The organism is Kitasatospora sp. NPDC001664 (assembly GCF_053596675.1).
The window spans coordinates 54,713-71,760 of record NZ_JBSFGS010000007.1 but is presented as its reverse complement, the minus strand read 5'-3'; the positions used below and the strand labels follow the sequence as shown (position 1 = coordinate 71,760).

Below are 17,048 nucleotides of genomic sequence, written 5' to 3'. Positions count from 1 at the left end.
CCGACCGTCCGTCACTCGCCGCCTGCCGCCACCACGCGCCGGGCCTCCTCCGAGCGGGCTTCCTCCGAGCGGGCCTGCTCACGGCGGGCCAGCAGTCGGTCCAGCAGCGGACCGGTACGCATGGTGCGGCAGTCGGTGATCGGGCCGTCCAGGACGGCCCGGGCGTCGCCCGGACGGCCCGCCGCGAGCAGGGCCTCGGCCAGCGGATCGGCGGCCAGGGCGTGCATCACGGTCTGGCCGGAGCGGCGGCCGATCGCGGCCGCGGTGCGCAACTCCCGCAGCGCTCCCGGGAGATCGCCCCGGTCCAGGGCCACCCGGCCCAGGCCGGTGTGGGCGGCGGTCTGGCCCGCCAGGTCCCCGCCCTCCCTGGTGTGGGCCAGCACCTCCGCGAAGTCCCGCTCCGCCTCCCGGTGGCGGCCCAGCAGGCGGTGCGCCTCGGCCACCCAGCGCAGCATGCTCATCCTCGGCCAGACCGCACCGCCCCGCCCCGCCGTCTCCAACGCCTCCCGGAACAGCCGCAGCGCCTCCTCCTTCCGCCCCTCCGCCAGCAGCAACTGCCCCAGCCCGCGCAGCGCGTGCGCCTGCCCGTAGAGGTCACCGGCCGCGGCGAACACCTCGGCTCCGCGACGGCAGCGGTCCATCGCCTCGCCCGTCCGTCCCTGGAGCCGGTCGAGGTAGGAGAGCACCCAGCCCGCGTACGCCCGGCCGTGCTCGTCGCCCAGCTCGCCGAAGAGCGCCGCGCCCTCCTCCAGGGTCTCCCGGGCCGCGTCCCACTCCTCGTGGGTGGCCCTGCACCGGCCCAGGCCCACCAGGAGCGCGGCCTCGGCCCGGCGCTCCCCCGCCGCCCGGGCCGCCGCCAGGCCGAGCTCCTGCACGGTGCGCCAGCCCGCCAGGTCGCTGCGCAGGTCGAAGAGGTACTCCCCGAGTGCCGCCAACTCCCAGCAGGCGGAGGCATGTTCGTCCCCGTGCGGCAGACCGGCCGCCTGCCGCACGGTGGCCACCAGCGCCTCGCGCTCCTCCCCCAGCCAACCGACCGGATCGGCCGTCACCGCCGCCGGCCCGTCCTCCTCCACCGCCTCCGGGGTCGGCGGCGGCCCGGGCTCGCTGCCCGTCAGTTCCTGCCGACCGCGCCGCACTTCGCCCGCCGATCGGTCCGGCCCGCCGATCCGGGCCGGATAGTCGCTGCCCTGGTGGGCCACCCGGCCCGCCCGCACCAGCGTGACCCAGCGACGCAGCACCCGGCCCAGGGCCGCCTCCCGCTCCCCCGGCGGCTCCTCCGCCTCGGCCCGCTCGCGTCCGTACGCGCGGACCAGGTCGTGGTAGCGGTAGCGCACCTGCCGTGCGCCGGCCGGGCGGTCGGCCTCCAGCAGGTGGGTGGCCACCAGGGCGTCCAGCAGGTGCTCGGTCTCGGCCAGTGGGCGGCCAGACGCGGCCGCCGCCGTCCAGGCGGCGAAGTCGGGGGCGTCCAGCAGGGCCGTGCGGCGCAGCAGGGCGCGGGCGGGCCCGGACAGCGTCCGGTGCGTGAGGGAGAGCCCGGCACGGACGCCCAGGGTGCCGTGGGTCAGTTCGTCCAGGCGGCGGCGTTCGTCGGCCAGGCGGTCCACCAGCTCGGCCATTCCGCGGTGCGGGTGCGCGGCCAGTTTGGCGGCCACGATCCGTACCGCCAGCGGGAGGTGGCCGCAGAGCCCGGCCAGGGTACGGGCCGCCTCGGGCTCCGCGCCGACCCGCTCGGGCCCCGCGACGGCGGCCAGCAGCGCCACGGCGGAGGCCTCGTCCAACGGGCCGAGCGGCAGGGAGATCCGCAGGTCCAGGCCGGGCAGGCGCCGCCGGCTGGTGAGCAGCACCGCGCTGCCCGGGGTGCCCGGCAGCAGGGGGCGGGCCTGCTCCTCGTCGGCGGCGTTGTCCAGCAGTACCAGGACCCGGCGGTCGGCCAGCAGGGTGCGGTAGAGGGCGGCGCGTTCGGCGGTGGTGCCGGGCAGGCGGCGGCCGTCCACGCCGAGGGCGCGCAGGAAGCCGGCCAGCACCTCGCCGGGGTCGGCGGGGCGTCGGTCCGCCCCGCGCAGGTCGACGAAGAGCTGGCCGTCGGGGTAGGCGGCCCGGCGTCGGTGGGCGACGTGGACGGCCAACGCGGTCTTCCCCGCTCCGGCCTGGCCGCTGATCAGACAGACCGGGACGGCCTCCGGGCGCCGGTCGGCGGCGAGGGCCCGCAGCAGGGCCCGGACGGCGGCCGGTCGGTCGACGAACGCCTGGCTGTCGGACGGCAGTTGGGCGGGCACGGGCAACACCGCACCGCCCGGCCCCTCCTCCGGCGCACCCTCCCGCACGGGCTTCGGCTCGGGCTCCGACAGCGGCCTCGGCTCGCGCTCCGACCGAGGCCTCGGCCCGGGCCCCGGCTCGGGCTGCACCGACCGGTCGGCGAGCACGGCCCGGTGCAGGCGGGTGAGTTCGGCGCCGGGGTCGAGGCCGAGCTCCTCGGCCAGCGTGCGGCGGGTCCGGGTGTACAGCTCCAGGGCCTCGGCGCGCCGGCCGGAGCGGTGGAGGGCGAGCAGGGTGAGCTCCGTGAAGCGCTCGCGCAGCGGGTGTTCGGCAGTCAACCCGGCGAGCTCGTCAACGAGTTCGCGGTGGCGGCCGCATGCGAGGTCGGCCTCGACGCGCCGCTCCAGGCAGCTCAGCCGCTCCTCCTCCAACTGCGCCGCCGCTGCCGCGAGCACCGGGCCGCCGAGTCCGCCGAGGGCCGGTCCGCGCCAGAGCGCCAGGGCCTCCCGCAGCCGTGCGGCCACCCGCTCCGGGTCGCCCGCGGCCCGCTCCACCGATGCCCGGAACCTGCCGAGGTCCGTGCCGTCCTGAGCGACCGTCAGGACGAAGCCGTCGTCCCCCGTCCGTTCCGGCCCCACCGCCGCGCCGCCGGTGCCCGCGGCGAAACGCCGCCGCAGGCCGCCCACCACGTTGAACACCTGCTCGCGCGCGGTGGCCGGCGGCTCCTCCCAGAGCGCCCGGGCCAGGCGGCCGACCGTGACCACCCGCCCGGCGTCCAGCAGCAGGACCGCCAGCGCCCGCCGGTCCCGTGGGCCGCCGGTCGGCAGCTCCCGCCCATCTCCGTCGGTCACCCGGAGCGGTCCGAGCAGCGCGAACTCCATCCGTCCCCCGTCCCCCGTCCCCCGTCCCCCTGACGTCCCGTCACCGGTCTCCCGGTGGCCGATCGATGGGGAACCAGTGGCCGCCGATCGTAGCGTGGACATGCCCGACGGCGAAGAGCCCCGCACGCCCCCACACCCTCCCGGAGGACCCTCCATGCGTACCCGTTGGCGGAGAACCGCCGCCCTCCTGCTCGGCACCGCGCTGACCCTGGCCGTCCCGGCCACCGGCCACGCCACCGCCCCGGCCGGCCCGGCCGCCCCTGCTGCCCCGGCCGTCCCCTCCGGCCCCGCCGTGGCCGTGGCCCTCGGCGACAGCTTCATCTCCGGCGAGGGCGGCCGCTGGCTGGGCAACACCGCACGCTACGACGGCAGCCGCAACGGCACCGACCGCGCCTGGACCGGCAGCCGGTACGACCCCGCCCGGGTGTACGGCACCACCGGCGCCGTCGAGGGCTGCCACCGTTCGGACACCGCCGAGCTGAACAGCGCCACCGCCCTGCCGGTGGCCGAGCGGTACAACCTGGCCTGTTCCGGTGCCGAGACGGTGCACGTGCTCAGCACGGCGGCCGGCGGCCAGGCCTTCAAGGGCGAGGCCCCGCAGAACGACCGGCTGGCCCAACTCGCGCGCGGCAAGCGGGTCTCGCTGGTCGTGCTCTCGATCGGCGGCAACGACCTCGGCTTCGGCGAGATCATCGGCGAGTGCGCGTACGACTGGGCGTTCAGCCGGCTCTGCATGAACGAGCAGCAGGCGGTCGTCGACGGCAGGCTGCCCGGGGTCCGGGCCAAGGTCACCGCCGTGGTGGACGACATCCGCTCGGTGATGACCGCCGCCGGGTACCGGAACGCGGACTACCGGCTGGTGCTCCAGTCCTACCCCTCCCCGATCCCGGGCGGCGAGGAGTTCCGCCTGCGCGAGGGCGACTCCAACCGGCTGAACCGCGACGGCTGCCCGTTCAACAACCGCGACGCCTCCTGGGCCCGCTACTCCCTGGTGCCCCAACTCGCCGAACTGGTCGGCTCGGTGGCCGCCGCGAAGGGCGCCGAGTTCCTCGACCTCCAGGAGACCATGAGCGGACACGAGGTCTGCTCCCTCGGCACCACCCAGGTCGGCCAGAGCGGGCCGGACGCCCGCAGGCACGAGTGGTTCCGCTTCCTCGACTACGCCAACACCCAAGGGACGCTGGAGGAGTCGATGCACCCGAACGCCTTCGGCCAACGCGCCCTCGGCGCCTGCCTCTCCCTGCTCTCCGCCGCCCGGCCGGGCCGCTACGGCTGCGAGAGCGACTACCTCGGCGACGGCTCGCCCACCGCGATGCGGCTGCTGCCGCGGAGCTGACGCCCGGGGGTCCGCTCGGCCCGCTACGCTGGGCGGACCCCCGGCAGCACCCGTGAACGGAACCATCCGCATGGACCTCAGCTTCACCGGCCACGTGATCGAGTGGCGCGGCCCGGCGCCGTACTACTACGTCCCGCTGCCGGAGGAGGAGTCGGCGGCCGTCCGTCAGGTGGCCGCGCAGGCCAGCTACGGCTGGGGCGTGATCCCCGTGGAGGCCCGGATCGGCTCCCGCGCCTTCACCACCTCGCTCTTCCCCAAGGACGGGGCCTACCTGCTGCCGCTGAAGCTCGCCGTCCGCACCCCGCTGGGCCTGACCACGGGCGACCCGGTGGACGTGGAACTGACCGTACGGCTCTGACCCCTGACCCTCCCTCATCCGTCCGGGGCGTCCTGCCGCAGCTCCTCCAGGTACAGGTGCAAAGCCGCCGCCCCCGCCAACAGGGCCCGGCCCCGCGCGGTCAGCCGTCCGTTCCACTCCGCCAGCGCCGCCTGCAGCGGTTCGGCCCCGCCGGCCGTCCGGACCTGCTCCAGCACCAGCGCGATCTGCGGCAACCCATACCCTCCGCGCCGCAGTTGACGGGCCAGCAGCGCGTCCCGCACCCGGGCGGGCCCGTACACCCGGTACCCGGTACGGCGGTCCCGCTCGGGCACCACCAACCCGGCCGCCTCCCACTTGCGCAGGGTTGCCGGGCGCAGACCGAGACGGTGCGCCAGGTGCCCGATCAGCAGGCCGCCCTCCTCCGTCCCCCGCTCCTCCACCGGCTCCAGGTCGCGCAGCGCCACCGCCACCGACTCCAGCGTCCGGCGGTCCTCGGCCAGCAGGGCATGGCTCGCGTCGATCAGCCGCAGCGCCTCCTCCACCGCACCCCCGTTGACCGCGCGCATCACCGCGCCCGCGCTCGCGTGGCCGTGGCCGGGGACCAGGGCCAGGAAGGTGCGCAGGGCGGTGGCGTGCAGCGGGGTGTAGGCGCGGTAGCCGTGCGGGGAGCGGTCGGCGGGCGGCAGGAAGCCGGCCTCCTCGTAGTTGCGCACCGCCTGGGTGGAGAGGCCGTGCTCCCGGGCCAGATCGACCGGGCGCAACCTCTGCTTGAGACTTTTGTCGTCCATCCTCGGGCCCAGACCTCCAAAAGTTCACACCGAAGGTTCAAGGATACGGTGGAAGCCATGACTCCCCCCACCCTCTCCGAGGTCACCGCTCCGTTCACTCCCGCGCGCCTGGCCGCCCTCCTCTCCCCTGCCGTCCGGGTGCTCGGCCTGGGCGAGCCGACCCACGGGGTCGAAGCCTTCCTCGACCTGCGCAACGAACTCTTCCGCCACCTGGTCGAACACTGCGGCTACCGCTCCATCGCCCTCGAATCCGACTGCCTGTCAGCCCTGGCCGCGGACGCCTACGTCGCGGGCCGCACCGAGGACCTCGACCACGCCACCGCCCACGGCTTCAGCCACGGGTTCGGCGCCTACCCGGGCAACCGCGAGCTGCTGCACTGGATGCGGCAGTGGAACGCCGCCCACCCTCCGGAGGACCGGCTCCGCTTCGACGGCATCGACGGCCCGCTGGAGGTCAGCGGCGCCGCCGCCCCCGGCCCCGCGCTCACCACCCTGCACGGCCTCCTCTCCCCTCACCTCGAACTGCCCGTCGCCCTGGACGAGTTGAACTCCCTCCTCGGCGACCCCTCCCAGTGGACGGACCCCGGAGTGATGTGGGACCCGGCCAAGTCCGCCGGCCGCACCCCGGAGGCCGGCCGGCTCCGCCTGATCGCCGACGACCTCAGCGCCCTGCTCGCCGCCCGGGCCCCGCAGCTGCTGGCCGCCACCTCCCCCGAACACCTGTGGCTGGCCAACCTGTACGCCCGCACGGCCACCGGCCTCCTGCGCTACCACGCCGCCCAGGCCGACCCCGGCCCGCAGCGCCTGACCTCACTGGTCGCCCTGCGCGACCTGATGATGGCCGACAACCTCTCCGCCGTCGCCGACCGCGAGGCCCACCGCGGCCCGACCCTCGCCTTCGCCCACAACAGCCACCTCCAACGCACCGAGAGCAGCATGCGGTTCGGCGGCCAACGCCTCACCTGGTGGAGCGGCGGCGCCCTCCTCGCCACCCGCCTGGCCGACCGCTACGCCTTCACCGCCACCACCTTCGGCACCCGCGCCACCGACCACCCCGCCCCCGACACCCTCGAAGGCCTGCTCCTCACCGCCCAGCCCCACCCCCGGGCCCTCCTCCCCGGCCCGGCCCTCGCCGCCGCCCTTCCCCCGGGCACCCCCGTCCGCACCCCCGCCGACCACACCTACGCACCGCTCGACCCGGTCACCGTCGGCCACGCCGACGCCGTCGTCTTCCTCCGCGACGTCTGACCCAGGGTCACCGCAGCACGGGATAACCGTTCGCCCCGCTCGTCGGGGCACTGCGAGGATGGCCGGGATGAACGCGCTGAACGTGGTGACCTCGGTGGACGCGGCCTGGAGCCGGCTCGGACGACATGACGGCTCGGCGGAGGCGGTCGCGGAGCTGCGGCGCATCGCGCGCGGTGGACCGGCGGACGGGTACCAGCTGTTCTACCGGCTCTACCGCGACCCCACGGGCATGGAGGCGTTCGCGCCCGACGCGCTGCCGTTCCTGACGGCACTGGCACGTGATCCGTCCCTGCCGGACCGGCACGAGGTGGCAGCGACCCTGTTCATGCTGGTCGGTGCCGCACGGACGCAGCCCGCCGAGCGGATCGCCCCTGGCTGGCACGCGGCCTGGCGTTCCTGCCGAGCGGCGGCCGAGCACCTCATCGAGGATCCGGACCTGCGGACCCGCCGGTGGGCCGTCGACCTGGTGGAGCGTCACGCCCCGCTGCTGGAGCGGCTCCGGTCGGAGGAGGAGCCCGCGGTGCGGATCAAGCTCCTCATGAGGCTCGGTGAGCTCGCCGCCGGGAGCTCGGACTCCGACGACGCTCGGCTCGCGCTGGAGGCCGCCGCCACGGCATCGGCCGCCCTGCGCCTGGCGGCCCTCCGCGGCCTCGCCCGGCTGGATCCCGAGGGAGCCGCCGGCCTGCCGGAGCAGTTGGTCACCGTCTTCCGGGAGCCGGGGGCGGCGGCCTCGGTCGGGGCCGAGTGGGACCTGCCCGACCCGGAGTACCGCACCGAACTGCCCGGTCTGATCCTGGGGACGGCCGAGGACCTCCCGGGACCACTGGCCGCACGGTTCACCTCCGAGCTCGCCCGGACCGGTGAACTCACTTACCGGACAGCCGCGTTGGACGCTGCCTGGAAGGTACTGGTGGTCCGCCCCTCAGCCGGCCCGGGGCTGGTCCGGGTGGCGGGCGAGCTGCTGGACGACCCGGAGCCGGCCGTCCGGGTCCGGGCCGCGAACCTGCTGGCGGTGCTCGGGCCGTCGGCCGCCCCCTTCACGGACGCGCTGCTCGCGCACCTCGACGATCCCGGCGAGGACGAGGTGCGCGACGGCCGCGTCACCGACTACGCGCACTGGGCCCTCGGGCGGATCGGCGACCCACGGGTGATGCCGCGCCTGGTCGACGGGTTGACCGCCCTCGACCGCGAGCCCGACCGGGGGTACCAGGCGTGTGACCCTCACCGGCCCGAGCCCTACGACGCCCTGCTCACGCTGGAGGAGCACGCCGACGCGCTGCGCCCCGCCCTGCTGGAGCTGGCCCGGGCCGGGTCCGGGACCCGCCCCGGACGGACCGCGGCCGCCGTCCTGTCCGCGTGGGACGGAACCACCCCTCCGTGGGAACCCACCCTGCGCGGGGACTTGGAGGCCACGGCGGCCAGGCTCACCGAGATGCCACCGCGCTACCAGCCCTGGCAGGACCCGCTCACCCACCTCGCCGCCGTGGCCGCGGTCGCCGCACTCTCCCGACGCGGGCCCCTCGCCCCGCCGGTCCGCAGCGCGGTGGAGCACGTCCTGTCCCTGGACCGGCGCCTCGCCGTCACCTTCGACTACCGGGCCTTCCTGGACGACGAGCGCCTGCGTGCCGTCCTGCGGCGGGCGTTGGACGGCGAGGCCGTCCGGATGCCCCACCTCTGCCTGCCGACCCAGTACTGAGCCGGCCACCCTCTCACGGCGTGCGGCCCCACAGCCGCCCGACCGGGGGCTCGGCCCGGATCGCCTCGGCGCGGAACGACACCCGCCGGTCCCGGCCGGTCAGTGTGACGGCCCCGGCCTCCAGAACGGCCTCGGTGAGCGGCCAGCCGGACCAGGCGTCCACCACGAAATCACTGACACCGCCGCACACCAACACGAACTCGTAGGCATTGTGGCCCCGTTCACGCCAGAGCTCAGCCGCACCCGCCGCCACTGCGAAGGCGGAGAGCCGCGGCGTCACGGAGCTGCCGCGCTCGTCGACCAGGAGCGACTCCAACCGGTGGTCCGTCAGCGGTGGCGGGGGCGAGCCGAGGACGGAACGGATCACCTCCGGGTCGGCCAGCGCGGCGGACCAGTCGGGCTCACTCATAGAACACCTTCGCGGTGGTGGGCGGCAGCACCGCGTACCGGCGCCGCTCCAGCGGGCCGTCGAACCAGCGCCGGGCCGTGTAGGGGTCCCCGTCCTCGGAGCGGTAGGCGTTGAGGCGCCCCGGACGCACGCCGTGGGCGGTGAACCGCAGCGAGAACTCCCGCCCCGCCACGGCGACTTCGATCCGGCGCTCCGGGGTCGGCACCCAGTCCCCGAACGCCACGTCGACCACCGTCGCCCCGGGCACGCCCCGCATCCGGAGGTCCTCCACCGCGACGAACTCCAGCTGCGCCTCGAACCGGTCGCAGCCCGCCTCGGTCCACTCCGGCGGCGCGAGGTCGGGGAACCGCGGAAACTCCACCCGCAGGGTCACCGCAGCGCCGTACGGGCTCAGGTGCACCGAGCGCAGCACCAGCCCCGCCAGGGGCGGCAGTTCGCGGTACAGCCCGGTGAACCGCTCCGCGTGCAGCAGCAGCCCCGGCCGGACATCGGCTGACACGGCCCGCCCCCTTCCCGTCCGGACTCCTCTGAGCTGCGATGATATCCAGGAACGTCCCCGGCCTCTCACGGCGAGCAGGTCCGGCAGGTGCTTCGGGGCGGCCTCCTCGGCCGCTGCGCGGGGAAGGCGTTGACCTACGGGTTCGAGGCGAGGTCGGCGATCCCCGTGGCCCAGGCCCGGAACGCCGCGCGGGCGTCGGGCGCGACGCGGTCCCTGACGGCGGGCACCTCACCCGGTTCCAGCCCGGCCCAGTGCTCAGCGGTGAACACGGTGTCCAGGAACGGCTCCAGCAGGTCGCCCCACACGTCGGCGCGGCGCAGCAGGGCGATCCCGTGCCGTGCGCAGAACGCCCGCAGTTCGGCCCGTTGCCCCGCCGGGAAGAACACCGTCTCCCCCTCGACGGTCCGCACCTCCGGCGGCGTGGCGTCCGGGTCGGCGTCCCGGACCGCCCGGACGGGGACGACCCGCTCCTCCGGGGAGGACCCGGTACGAGGAACGCGGAGGTGATCGGTGGCGAGGACGGCATCCGGTCTCATCGGGCCGTCCTGCCCTGCCGTCAGGGAGGTCGCCGTCAACCGGTGGCCCGGTCTCACGCTCCCGGTGCCCAGCGGGTGGGCTCGGGCGCGGGGCCGTCCAGGGCGTTGCGGAGCCTGTCGCGGAAGGTCTTCGGCGGAGCGTCGTTCCCCTCGACCACGTGCACCAGCCGGGCAGTCGTGACCCGCAGGTGGCACTCGCGGTGGTGCTGCCGCAGCCAGACCAGCCAGGAGCCGTCCCCTGCACGGAACGCCTGCCGGGCCGGTACGTCCCCCGGCCTGGCGTGACGCGCCAGCAGGTCCGGAACGTGTTTCAGGGCGGCCTCCTCGGCGACCGCCAGGGCGTCCTCCTCACTGCCGCCCACCGGATGACTGGCCACCAGGGTCCAGTGGTGCAGCTTCAGTTCGACCCCGTCGGCGTGCTTGGTCATCCGGGTGTCCTCCTCGATGAGGACGTACCACTGGGCAGCAGTCATGCCCCGAGCCTAGGCAGCCGGTCGGCCGGACCGGGAGGCCCATCGGCAAGCCGGTGCGAACCGGTGACCGCACCGCGACACTCCCGGTGGACCGGGGCCGCACTGCCCCACGGGAGCGGTGATCGGTTAGGCTCGCGGGCCGTGAACGCGAAGACGATCAAGGTGTACGAGGCGGTCCGGGAGGACTTCCGGCGGGATGCCGGGCGGCGGGGGTTCACCCTGTCGCAGGCCCAGGAGGCGGCCGTGGAGCGGCTGGCCCGGCTGGCGGGGGAAGTGGTCGGCGCCAGACGGCTGTTCAGGGCGCCGGCGCCGGTGCGGGGGCTGTACGTCTGGGGGCCGGTCGGGCGGGGGAAGAGCTGGCTGGTGGACACCTTCTTCGAGGCGGTGCCGGGTGAGCGGAAGCGACGGCTGCACTTCCACGACTTCTTCCACCTGCTGCACGAGGGCGTGGCGCACGCGGCACCCGTGGGCGCCGACTCCCGTACCAGCGCCGTCGACCGGGCCGTGGAGGAACTGCTCGGGGACGCGGAGCTGTTGGTCTTCGACGAGTTCCATGCCCATGACGCGGGTGACGCGATGCTGGTGGCCCGGCTGTTCCGCACCCTGCTGGACCGGCGGGTCACCCTCGTCACCACCTCCAACTACCCGCCCTCCGGCCTGATGCCGAACCCCGTCTACCACCACCTCTTCGAGCCGACGATCGCCCTGATCGAGGAGCGGATGGACGTCCTCGACGTGTCGGGGCCGACCGACTTCCGCCGCATCGGCCAACTCCCCTCCGGCGGGCGCAGGTTCGCGGAGGGCGCGGTGCTCGACCGGGAGGAGGCCCAACGGGCGGGCTTCGCCGCGCCGACGGCCGAGGAGCGAACCGCGGTGGCGGGCCACCTGCGGGAGTTGACGGTCCGCGCGGTGCGCGGCGGCACCGTCTGGGTCGGGTTCGGGGAGCTCTGCGAGAGCACCACCTCCGTGCCGGACTACCTGGCGCTGGCCGGCCGCTTCGACACGGTGGTGGTGGACGGTGTCGTCCCGCTCGCCGAGGCCACGGCGGACGGGCGGCAGCGCTTCGGGAACCTGGTGGACGTCTGCTGCGACCGCGACGTCCGGCTGGTCCTGATCGGGGCCGACCCGCTCGCCGGGGCCGGGCCGGAGATGCTGCGCGACCTGGACCGGGTCGCCAGCCGCCTGGCGATGCTGCAAAAAGTCCCGGCGGCGCGGTAGCCGAAGGGCCCCGGCGGGCAGGGGATGCCGCCGGGGCCGCACGTACGGCTACGGGACGGGCTGCTGCTGGGTGACGCAGTGGATGCCGCCGCCGCCGAGGCCCAGGTAGTCGATGTTCAGCTGGACCACGGTGCGGCCCGGGAAGAGCGACTGGAGCTTGGACTTGGCGGCGGCGTCGGCCCGGGAGTCGCCGAACTGGGCCGCGATGACGGCGTCGTTGCAGACGTAGTAGTTGGCGTAGGAGCCGACGAAGGCCGGGTCCGACTGGCGGATGGAGTAGTAGTCCGGGCCGCCGAGCTTGGTGGCCTGGATGCGGACGCCGCGCGCGTCGGTGGCGGCGGCGAGCACGTTGTACTGGTTGATCTCGTCCTTGGTCCAGACGTCCGACGGGTCGTCAGTGGCGTTGGGGTACTGGACGAGCGCCTTGCCGGGCTCCAGGAAGCGCGAGGTGGCGTCCACGTGGTCGCCGGTGATGTCCTGGCCCGCCACACCGGCGAACCAGATCACCTTGCTCGCGCCGTAGGCGTTCTTCAGCGCCGTCTCGGCGGTGGCCTGGCTCATCCCGGGGTTCCGGTTGGAGACCAGCAGGCTGCTCTTGGTGGCCATCACGGTGCCGGCGCCGTCGGTCTCGACCGCCCCGCCCTCGCCGATGATCGAGGCGGCGGTGAACGGCAGGCCGAGCAGCGCGGCGACCCGGGAGGCCACCTTGCCGTCGTTGGTGTAGACCTGGTTGCCGCCCCAGCCGTTGAAGTTGAGGCCGATGGTGTCCAGGCCGCCGAGGCCGTTGGTACGGAAGACCGGGCCGGTGTCGCGCATCCAGCAGTCGTTCACCGGGATGCTGGTGATGATCGTGATGTTCGCGGCGGTGCAGAGCTGGCGGGCCCGGGCCGCCGAGGCCGGGTTGGCCAGCATGTAGACCGGCTCGTAGCGGGCGATGGTGTTGGCCACGAGGGCGATGTTGCCCTGGATCTGGCTGAGCGAGGGCACCTTGCCACCGCGGCGGCCTCCGCTGCGGCCGGTCCAGATGGTGGCGTCGTCCGGCCAGGCCATCCAGGTGCGGGTGTGCCGGACGGTGTCCACCGGCACGGAGAAGGTGCCGGCCGCCAGGCCGGTGGAGCCCGCGAGGCCGGGCGAGGCGGAGCCGCGGGTCACGGACGCCCCGGCGGTGCCGCCGCCGGCCACCGCCCAGGTGGCGCCCGCCGCGGCGAGCCCGGCGGCGGCGAGGAAGCCTCGTCTCCCGAGGGAGGTGTGCGACTGCGCGTGGGGATCGCGTGCGCTGGTCATGTGGTGACCTTCCGTCAGTGCGGCCGTGGTCGCTCCAGGGCCATGCCCAGAAGGTAAAACTGACCAAGCGCTCGGTCAATACTTTGGGCAGCACTTCGTGCAGGTTGACGTCACCTCGGCCTCACCCGGCTCGGTAGAGTGCGCGGATGGCCCAGCTCGAAGACCAGACGCCGACGACCGTCCGCAAGCCCCGTGCCTCGACCAAGGGCGAGCAGACCAGGGCCAGGCTGCTCACCGCCGCCCGCGAGCTCCTGGCCGGAGACGGCGAAGTCCCCTTCACCACACGGAACGTGGCGGCCCGCGCCGGGGTCACGCACGGGATGTGCCACTACCACTTCCAGACCCGCACGGACCTGATCGTGGCCGTGGTCGAAGCGATCCGCCCGGAGTGGGTCACCCCGCTCGAGGAGGCCGTCGCGGCCCCCGGCCCCTTTGCGGAGCGGCTGGAACGGGTCATCGCGCTGCTCGGCCAGCCCGAGGCCGGGGACCTCTCCCGGCTGCACTCCGCCCTGCACTGGTTCGCCGTGAACGACGAGCGGGTGCGCGATGCGCTGGCGGCGGAGTACGGACGCTGGCGGGCCTGCTTCACCACGCTGTACGGGGTGCTGGCGGACGAGCACGGCGGCGTGGTGGACCCCCGGCCGCTGGGCGAGGCCGCCGCGGCCGGGACCGACGGGCTCGCCGCCTACCAGTCCCTGGAGCCGGCCTACGACCCGCGCCGGGCCCTGCGCGCGCTCTTCCTAGGCCTGGCGGCCGGCGTCACGGCGGGCACCGGCTGAGGCCGCGCCCGGCGGGACCTGCTGACCCTACGTCAGCCTCCCGCCTCGGCCGCTGCCGCCCGGTGCTCCGCCCGCAGCCCGCTCGCCACCGCGCACACCAGACTCGCCGCGATGATGCCCTCCGCCCAGAACAGCGCGACGTAGTCCATCAGGCAGCCGATCGGCGGCGAGCCGGTGGCGGCGTTGCGCAGCCCGATCAGCGCGAACAGGGTGGCGGCCATCCAGCCGAGCGCGGGCCAGACCAGCGGACTGCGCTTGCGGATCAGCACCTGGGCGCCGCCCAGCACCGAGAGCGCCAGCGCCCACATCGTGGCGATCATGAACCAGGCCAGGATGAAGGTGCTCCGGGAGCGGGTGATCTTCGCCTCCAGCACCGCCTCGGACGGAGCCTCCGAAACGTCCTTCGCCTTGGTCAGGAAGAACGGGTCGGCATCGGTGAACAGCACCTCCAGCGGCACCGGTTGGCCACCCGAGGAGGCCGCCCAGCTCGCCGACAGCTTGTACCGGTCGAAGGGGTAGTCGCTGGGCGTCCCGCCGTACAGGCCGAGGGTGATCGCCTGCGGCTGGGCCGCCTGCCCCGCCTCCACCTTCAGCTTGGTGGCGGTCTGCGCGCTGACGGTGACCTCGACCGGGCGGGTGAAGGTCAGTGACTCCGGGCCGGTGGCCAGGGCGCCGTGCGGGACCAGGACGGTGTAGAGGGTGACCTCCTGCGCGTTCGGGTCCACCTCCTGCACCGTCATGTCCAACTCCACGCCGTCGCCGACGACTTCGACCCCCAGGCGGCGCGGTTCCTGACGGCTGTTCCGCTCGTCCAGGTAGAGCGTGATGCCGGCCGCCAACAGCACCACGATCAGGGCCAGCAGGCCGAACTGCCAGCGCGCCGGACGGGCCCGTCGCACCGCGCTCAGCGGGCTCACCGAACGGGCTCCGGCTGCTGCTGGGTCGAGCAGTGGATGCCGCCGCCGCCCGCCGCGATCGCGTTGATCTCGACGGGCACCACCTGGCGCCCCGGGTGGAGCTCGCCGAGGATCCCGGCGGCCCGGTCGTCGGAGGCCTTGTCGCCGAAACTCGGCATGATGACGCCGCCGTTGACGACGTAGTAGTTGAGGTAGGTGGCGAGGAAGTCCTTGCCGCGGTCCGGGAGGCGGCTCAGGTCGGGCTCGACCAGCTCGACGATCCGCAGCTTGCGGCCGTTGGCGTCGGTGGCCTCCTTGAGCACCTGGAGCGCCTGGTCGGAGGCGCGGGACCAGATGTCCGGCTCGGCGTCCGGCCCGGGGCGGTGCAGCACCACCACGCCGGGCTCGGCGAAGCGGGCGAGGGCGTCGATGTGGCAGTCGGTGATGTCCTGCCCGGCCACGCCGGCGAACCAGAGCACCTTGCGGACCCCGAAGAGCTCCTTGAACGCGGCCTCGATCTGGTCCCGGCTCTTGCCCGGATTGCGGTTGGGGTTGACCCACGAGCTCTCGGTGGCCATCAGCGTGCCCTCGCCGTCCACCTCGATGCCGCCGCCCTCCCCGGTGATCGGCGCCTCGATCCGGCGGAGGGAGTAGCGCTCCAGCACCCTCCGGGCCACCTGCGAGTCGTTGGCGTGGGTCTGCTTGTTGCCCCAGCCGTTGAAGTTGAGGTCGACCCCGGCCAGCGCTCCCCCGCCGGTGACGAAGGTCGGGCCGGTGTCGCGGGCCCACAGGTCGTCCACCGCGAGGTCGATCACCTCCACGCTGGACCCGCACAGCTGCCTGGCCTCGGCGCTCTGCTCCGGACGGGCCATCAGGACCACGGGCTCGAACCGGGCGACGGCCTGCGCGACGCGGGCGATGTCCTGCCGGACGGCGGGCAGGTCATCGCCCCAGACCTGGTCCAGGGCGGGCCAGGCCATGAAGGTCCTGGTGTGCGGCTTGGCCTCCGACGGCATCGCGAGCGGCACGGGCGTCGGGGACGGCGAGGGCGACGGGGACGGCGAGGCCGAAACCGGAGCCGAAGGAGATGACCCCTCGTCAGCCCCCGACGACGAACATCCGTCCAACAACGCCACGGCGGCCAGAACCGACCCCGACCTCAGCAGCGTCCGGCGCGACAGGGCTGGCTCTCTCACGGTCGGTTCCCCTTGCTCCACGAAAACCCACAGAACGTCAGACTCCCGACCCTAGGCGCGCCGGCCCCCGATCCCCGTGATCCCGTACCCGGCCGAACGGGCGATTCGCCCGGCCGACCACCGCAAGAAGCTCGGCTCACAGGCCGGCCGGCAGACGGCCGGCGTGATCCCCCACGACCAGATGAGGATCGCGCGCCACGTGCTCGCGGGGGCGGAGGGAGTGACAGCAGAGGTCCTCGATCAGCTCCTCCCCACCGCGCTACGCCGCCGCCTCCGGATCAGCCAGCCGGACGACGGCCGTGCCGGCCTGGCTCTCGCCGAACTCCCAGGCCGCGACGAGGCGATGGCCCCCGGCTGCCGCGGCGTCGGTGGTCGCCGGCCAGGCGTCGGCGGCGCGGTAGCGGGCGCCTCGGGAGCGGGCGTCCTGCGGAGGGAGGCTGAGGTGGCGCAGCCGGCGGCGGAGGGTGGGCTCGGGGACGGTGGCCAGGGCGTCCTGCCACGGTTCGGCGGCGGTCGGTTCGCGGTCCTCGCCCGGGAGGGGGGTCCAGTCGGCGGGGGTGCCGGTGGTGAAGGTGGCCGCGCGCATCGCGTCCGTCAGCGTTCCGTCGGTGGCGATCCGCAGCACCACGCCGAGCCAGTTGTTGAGGGCGGTGGCAGAGGCCAGGTCGACGCCGTGCCGGGCCAGCAGAGCGGCCAAGTCGGCGCCGCGGATCAGCACTTCGCCGCTCTCCTCCGACTCCACGCCCGCGGCCCGGACCGCGGCGGCGAAGTCGGCGTCGAACGGCCGCGGCCCCTTGTGGCCGTCCTCGCCCCAGGGGCCGGTGCCGTCCAGCAGCATCGGGTCGAAGCGGAACAGGCTCTCCGCCGGGAGGAACCTCCGGCCGGCCGCCCCGAGTACGTACTCGTCGGCCCCGTACGGGAATTCGCGGGGTTCGGGATCGGCGAGCTGCTCCGCGCCGCACCACCCGTTCGGGAACAGGTACTCGTCCAGCGAGTCGTCGGCGTGGAAGACCCCGTAGCGCGCACCGGGCTCCTCACCACCCGAGTCGCCGAGCAGGATGGCGAACGCCTCCACCAGGACGGCGTCGAAGGGGGCCGGAACGGAACGGTCGGCGGTCATGGGTGCAGGCTACCCGTGGCCGGGCCGGCACGTACTCCGGGTACCCGCCGCACGGCACCGCAGCCCCGGCGGCGTCGGGCGTTCCTTCCGACACCGCCGGGGCCGCGCACCGCC

Annotated in this window: 16 protein-coding genes; 6 read left to right on the top strand and 10 right to left on the bottom strand. The window is 74.6% G+C overall.

Going from position 1 to position 17,048, the window contains the following annotated elements:
- Window positions 1-11 precede the first annotated feature (11 nt).
- Window positions 12-3,137 carry an AfsR/SARP family transcriptional regulator gene (locus ACWCYY_RS12290; RefSeq protein WP_449795954.1) on the bottom strand — a complete coding sequence of 1,042 codons (3,126 nt, stop codon included), beginning with the start codon at window positions 3,135-3,137 and terminating at the stop codon, window positions 12-14.
- A 154-nt stretch (window positions 3,138-3,291) separates the two neighbouring features.
- Between ACWCYY_RS12290 and ACWCYY_RS12285 the strand changes: the two genes are divergently transcribed.
- Together ACWCYY_RS12285 and ACWCYY_RS12280 are read left to right on the top strand one after the other, a co-directional pair.
- Window positions 3,292-4,473, top strand: a complete 1,182-nt coding sequence (locus ACWCYY_RS12285) for a GDSL-type esterase/lipase family protein (protein WP_449795953.1) — start codon at window positions 3,292-3,294, stop codon at window positions 4,471-4,473.
- A gap of 70 nt (window positions 4,474-4,543) precedes the next feature.
- Window positions 4,544-4,831 carry a DUF1905 domain-containing protein gene (locus ACWCYY_RS12280; protein ID WP_345281692.1) on the top strand — a complete coding sequence of 96 codons (288 nt, stop codon included), beginning with the start codon at window positions 4,544-4,546 and terminating at the stop codon, window positions 4,829-4,831.
- Window positions 4,832-4,845: 14 nt separating this feature from the next.
- Here the strand turns inward: ACWCYY_RS12280 and ACWCYY_RS12275 are convergent, their stop codons facing one another.
- Window positions 4,846-5,580, bottom strand: a complete 735-nt coding sequence (locus ACWCYY_RS12275) for a MerR family transcriptional regulator (protein ID WP_449795952.1) — start codon at window positions 5,578-5,580, stop codon at window positions 4,846-4,848.
- A 57-nt stretch (window positions 5,581-5,637) separates the two neighbouring features.
- On the opposite strand from ACWCYY_RS12275, the gene ACWCYY_RS12270 reads away from it, so the two are divergent.
- Entirely contained in the window at window positions 5,638-6,828 is a 1,191-nt protein-coding gene (locus tag ACWCYY_RS12270; RefSeq protein WP_449795951.1) for an erythromycin esterase family protein, read from the top strand.
- A gap of 67 nt (window positions 6,829-6,895) precedes the next feature.
- Window positions 6,896-8,524: a hypothetical protein gene (locus ACWCYY_RS12265; protein ID WP_449795950.1), complete on the top strand. Its 1,629-nt coding sequence runs from the start codon at window positions 6,896-6,898 to the stop codon at window positions 8,522-8,524.
- Window positions 8,525-8,537: 13 nt separating this feature from the next.
- Here the strand turns inward: ACWCYY_RS12265 and ACWCYY_RS12260 are convergent, their stop codons facing one another.
- From ACWCYY_RS12260 to ACWCYY_RS12245, 4 genes are all read right to left on the bottom strand, one after another.
- Window positions 8,538-8,933 (bottom strand): hypothetical protein, encoded by a 396-nt coding sequence (locus ACWCYY_RS12260; protein WP_449795949.1) that lies wholly within the window; start codon window positions 8,931-8,933, stop codon window positions 8,538-8,540.
- A complete protein-coding gene (locus tag ACWCYY_RS12255; RefSeq protein WP_345281682.1) occupies window positions 8,926-9,432 on the bottom strand; it encodes an Imm50 family immunity protein in 507 nt (168 codons plus the stop codon). The genes ACWCYY_RS12260 and ACWCYY_RS12255 overlap by 8 nt, the downstream gene beginning before the upstream one ends.
- A 134-nt stretch (window positions 9,433-9,566) precedes the next feature.
- Complete coding sequence (locus tag ACWCYY_RS12250) at window positions 9,567-9,968, bottom strand: hypothetical protein (RefSeq protein ID WP_449795948.1); 402 nt, start codon at window positions 9,966-9,968, stop codon at window positions 9,567-9,569.
- A gap of 53 nt (window positions 9,969-10,021) precedes the next feature.
- Window positions 10,022-10,441 (bottom strand): hypothetical protein, encoded by a 420-nt coding sequence (locus ACWCYY_RS12245; protein WP_380149653.1) that lies wholly within the window; start codon window positions 10,439-10,441, stop codon window positions 10,022-10,024.
- Window positions 10,442-10,582: 141 nt separating this feature from the next.
- On the opposite strand from ACWCYY_RS12245, the gene zapE reads away from it, so the two are divergent.
- Complete coding sequence (gene zapE, locus ACWCYY_RS12240) at window positions 10,583-11,659, top strand: cell division protein ZapE (protein WP_449795947.1); 1,077 nt, start codon at window positions 10,583-10,585, stop codon at window positions 11,657-11,659.
- A gap of 48 nt (window positions 11,660-11,707) precedes the next feature.
- On the opposite strand, the gene ACWCYY_RS12235 is transcribed toward zapE, so the two are convergent.
- Window positions 11,708-12,943 carry an agmatine deiminase family protein gene (locus tag ACWCYY_RS12235; RefSeq protein WP_449795946.1) on the bottom strand — a complete coding sequence of 412 codons (1,236 nt, stop codon included), beginning with the start codon at window positions 12,941-12,943 and terminating at the stop codon, window positions 11,708-11,710.
- 146 nt (window positions 12,944-13,089) lie between these two features.
- Between ACWCYY_RS12235 and ACWCYY_RS12230 the strand changes: the two genes are divergently transcribed.
- On the top strand, window positions 13,090-13,722 hold the full coding sequence (locus tag ACWCYY_RS12230; protein WP_345281674.1) for a TetR/AcrR family transcriptional regulator: 633 nt from the start codon (window positions 13,090-13,092) through the stop codon (window positions 13,720-13,722).
- Window positions 13,723-13,754: 32 nt separating this feature from the next.
- Here ACWCYY_RS12230 and ACWCYY_RS12225 read toward each other — a convergent pair whose 3' ends face one another.
- From ACWCYY_RS12225 to ACWCYY_RS12215, 3 genes are all read right to left on the bottom strand, one after another.
- Window positions 13,755-14,639, bottom strand: coding sequence for a DUF4436 family protein (locus ACWCYY_RS12225; RefSeq protein WP_449795945.1), 885 nt, complete (start codon window positions 14,637-14,639; stop codon window positions 13,755-13,757).
- The gene (locus ACWCYY_RS12220) at window positions 14,636-15,646 is read right to left on the bottom strand and encodes an agmatine deiminase family protein (protein ID WP_449795944.1); all 1,011 of its coding nucleotides are present in this window, start codon (window positions 15,644-15,646) and stop codon (window positions 14,636-14,638) included. Before ACWCYY_RS12220 ends, ACWCYY_RS12225 begins: the two co-directional genes overlap by 4 nt.
- A gap of 427 nt (window positions 15,647-16,073) precedes the next feature.
- A complete protein-coding gene (locus ACWCYY_RS12215) occupies window positions 16,074-16,934 on the bottom strand; it encodes a hypothetical protein (protein WP_345281668.1) in 861 nt (286 codons plus the stop codon).
- Window positions 16,935-17,048: the final 114 nt, after the last annotated feature.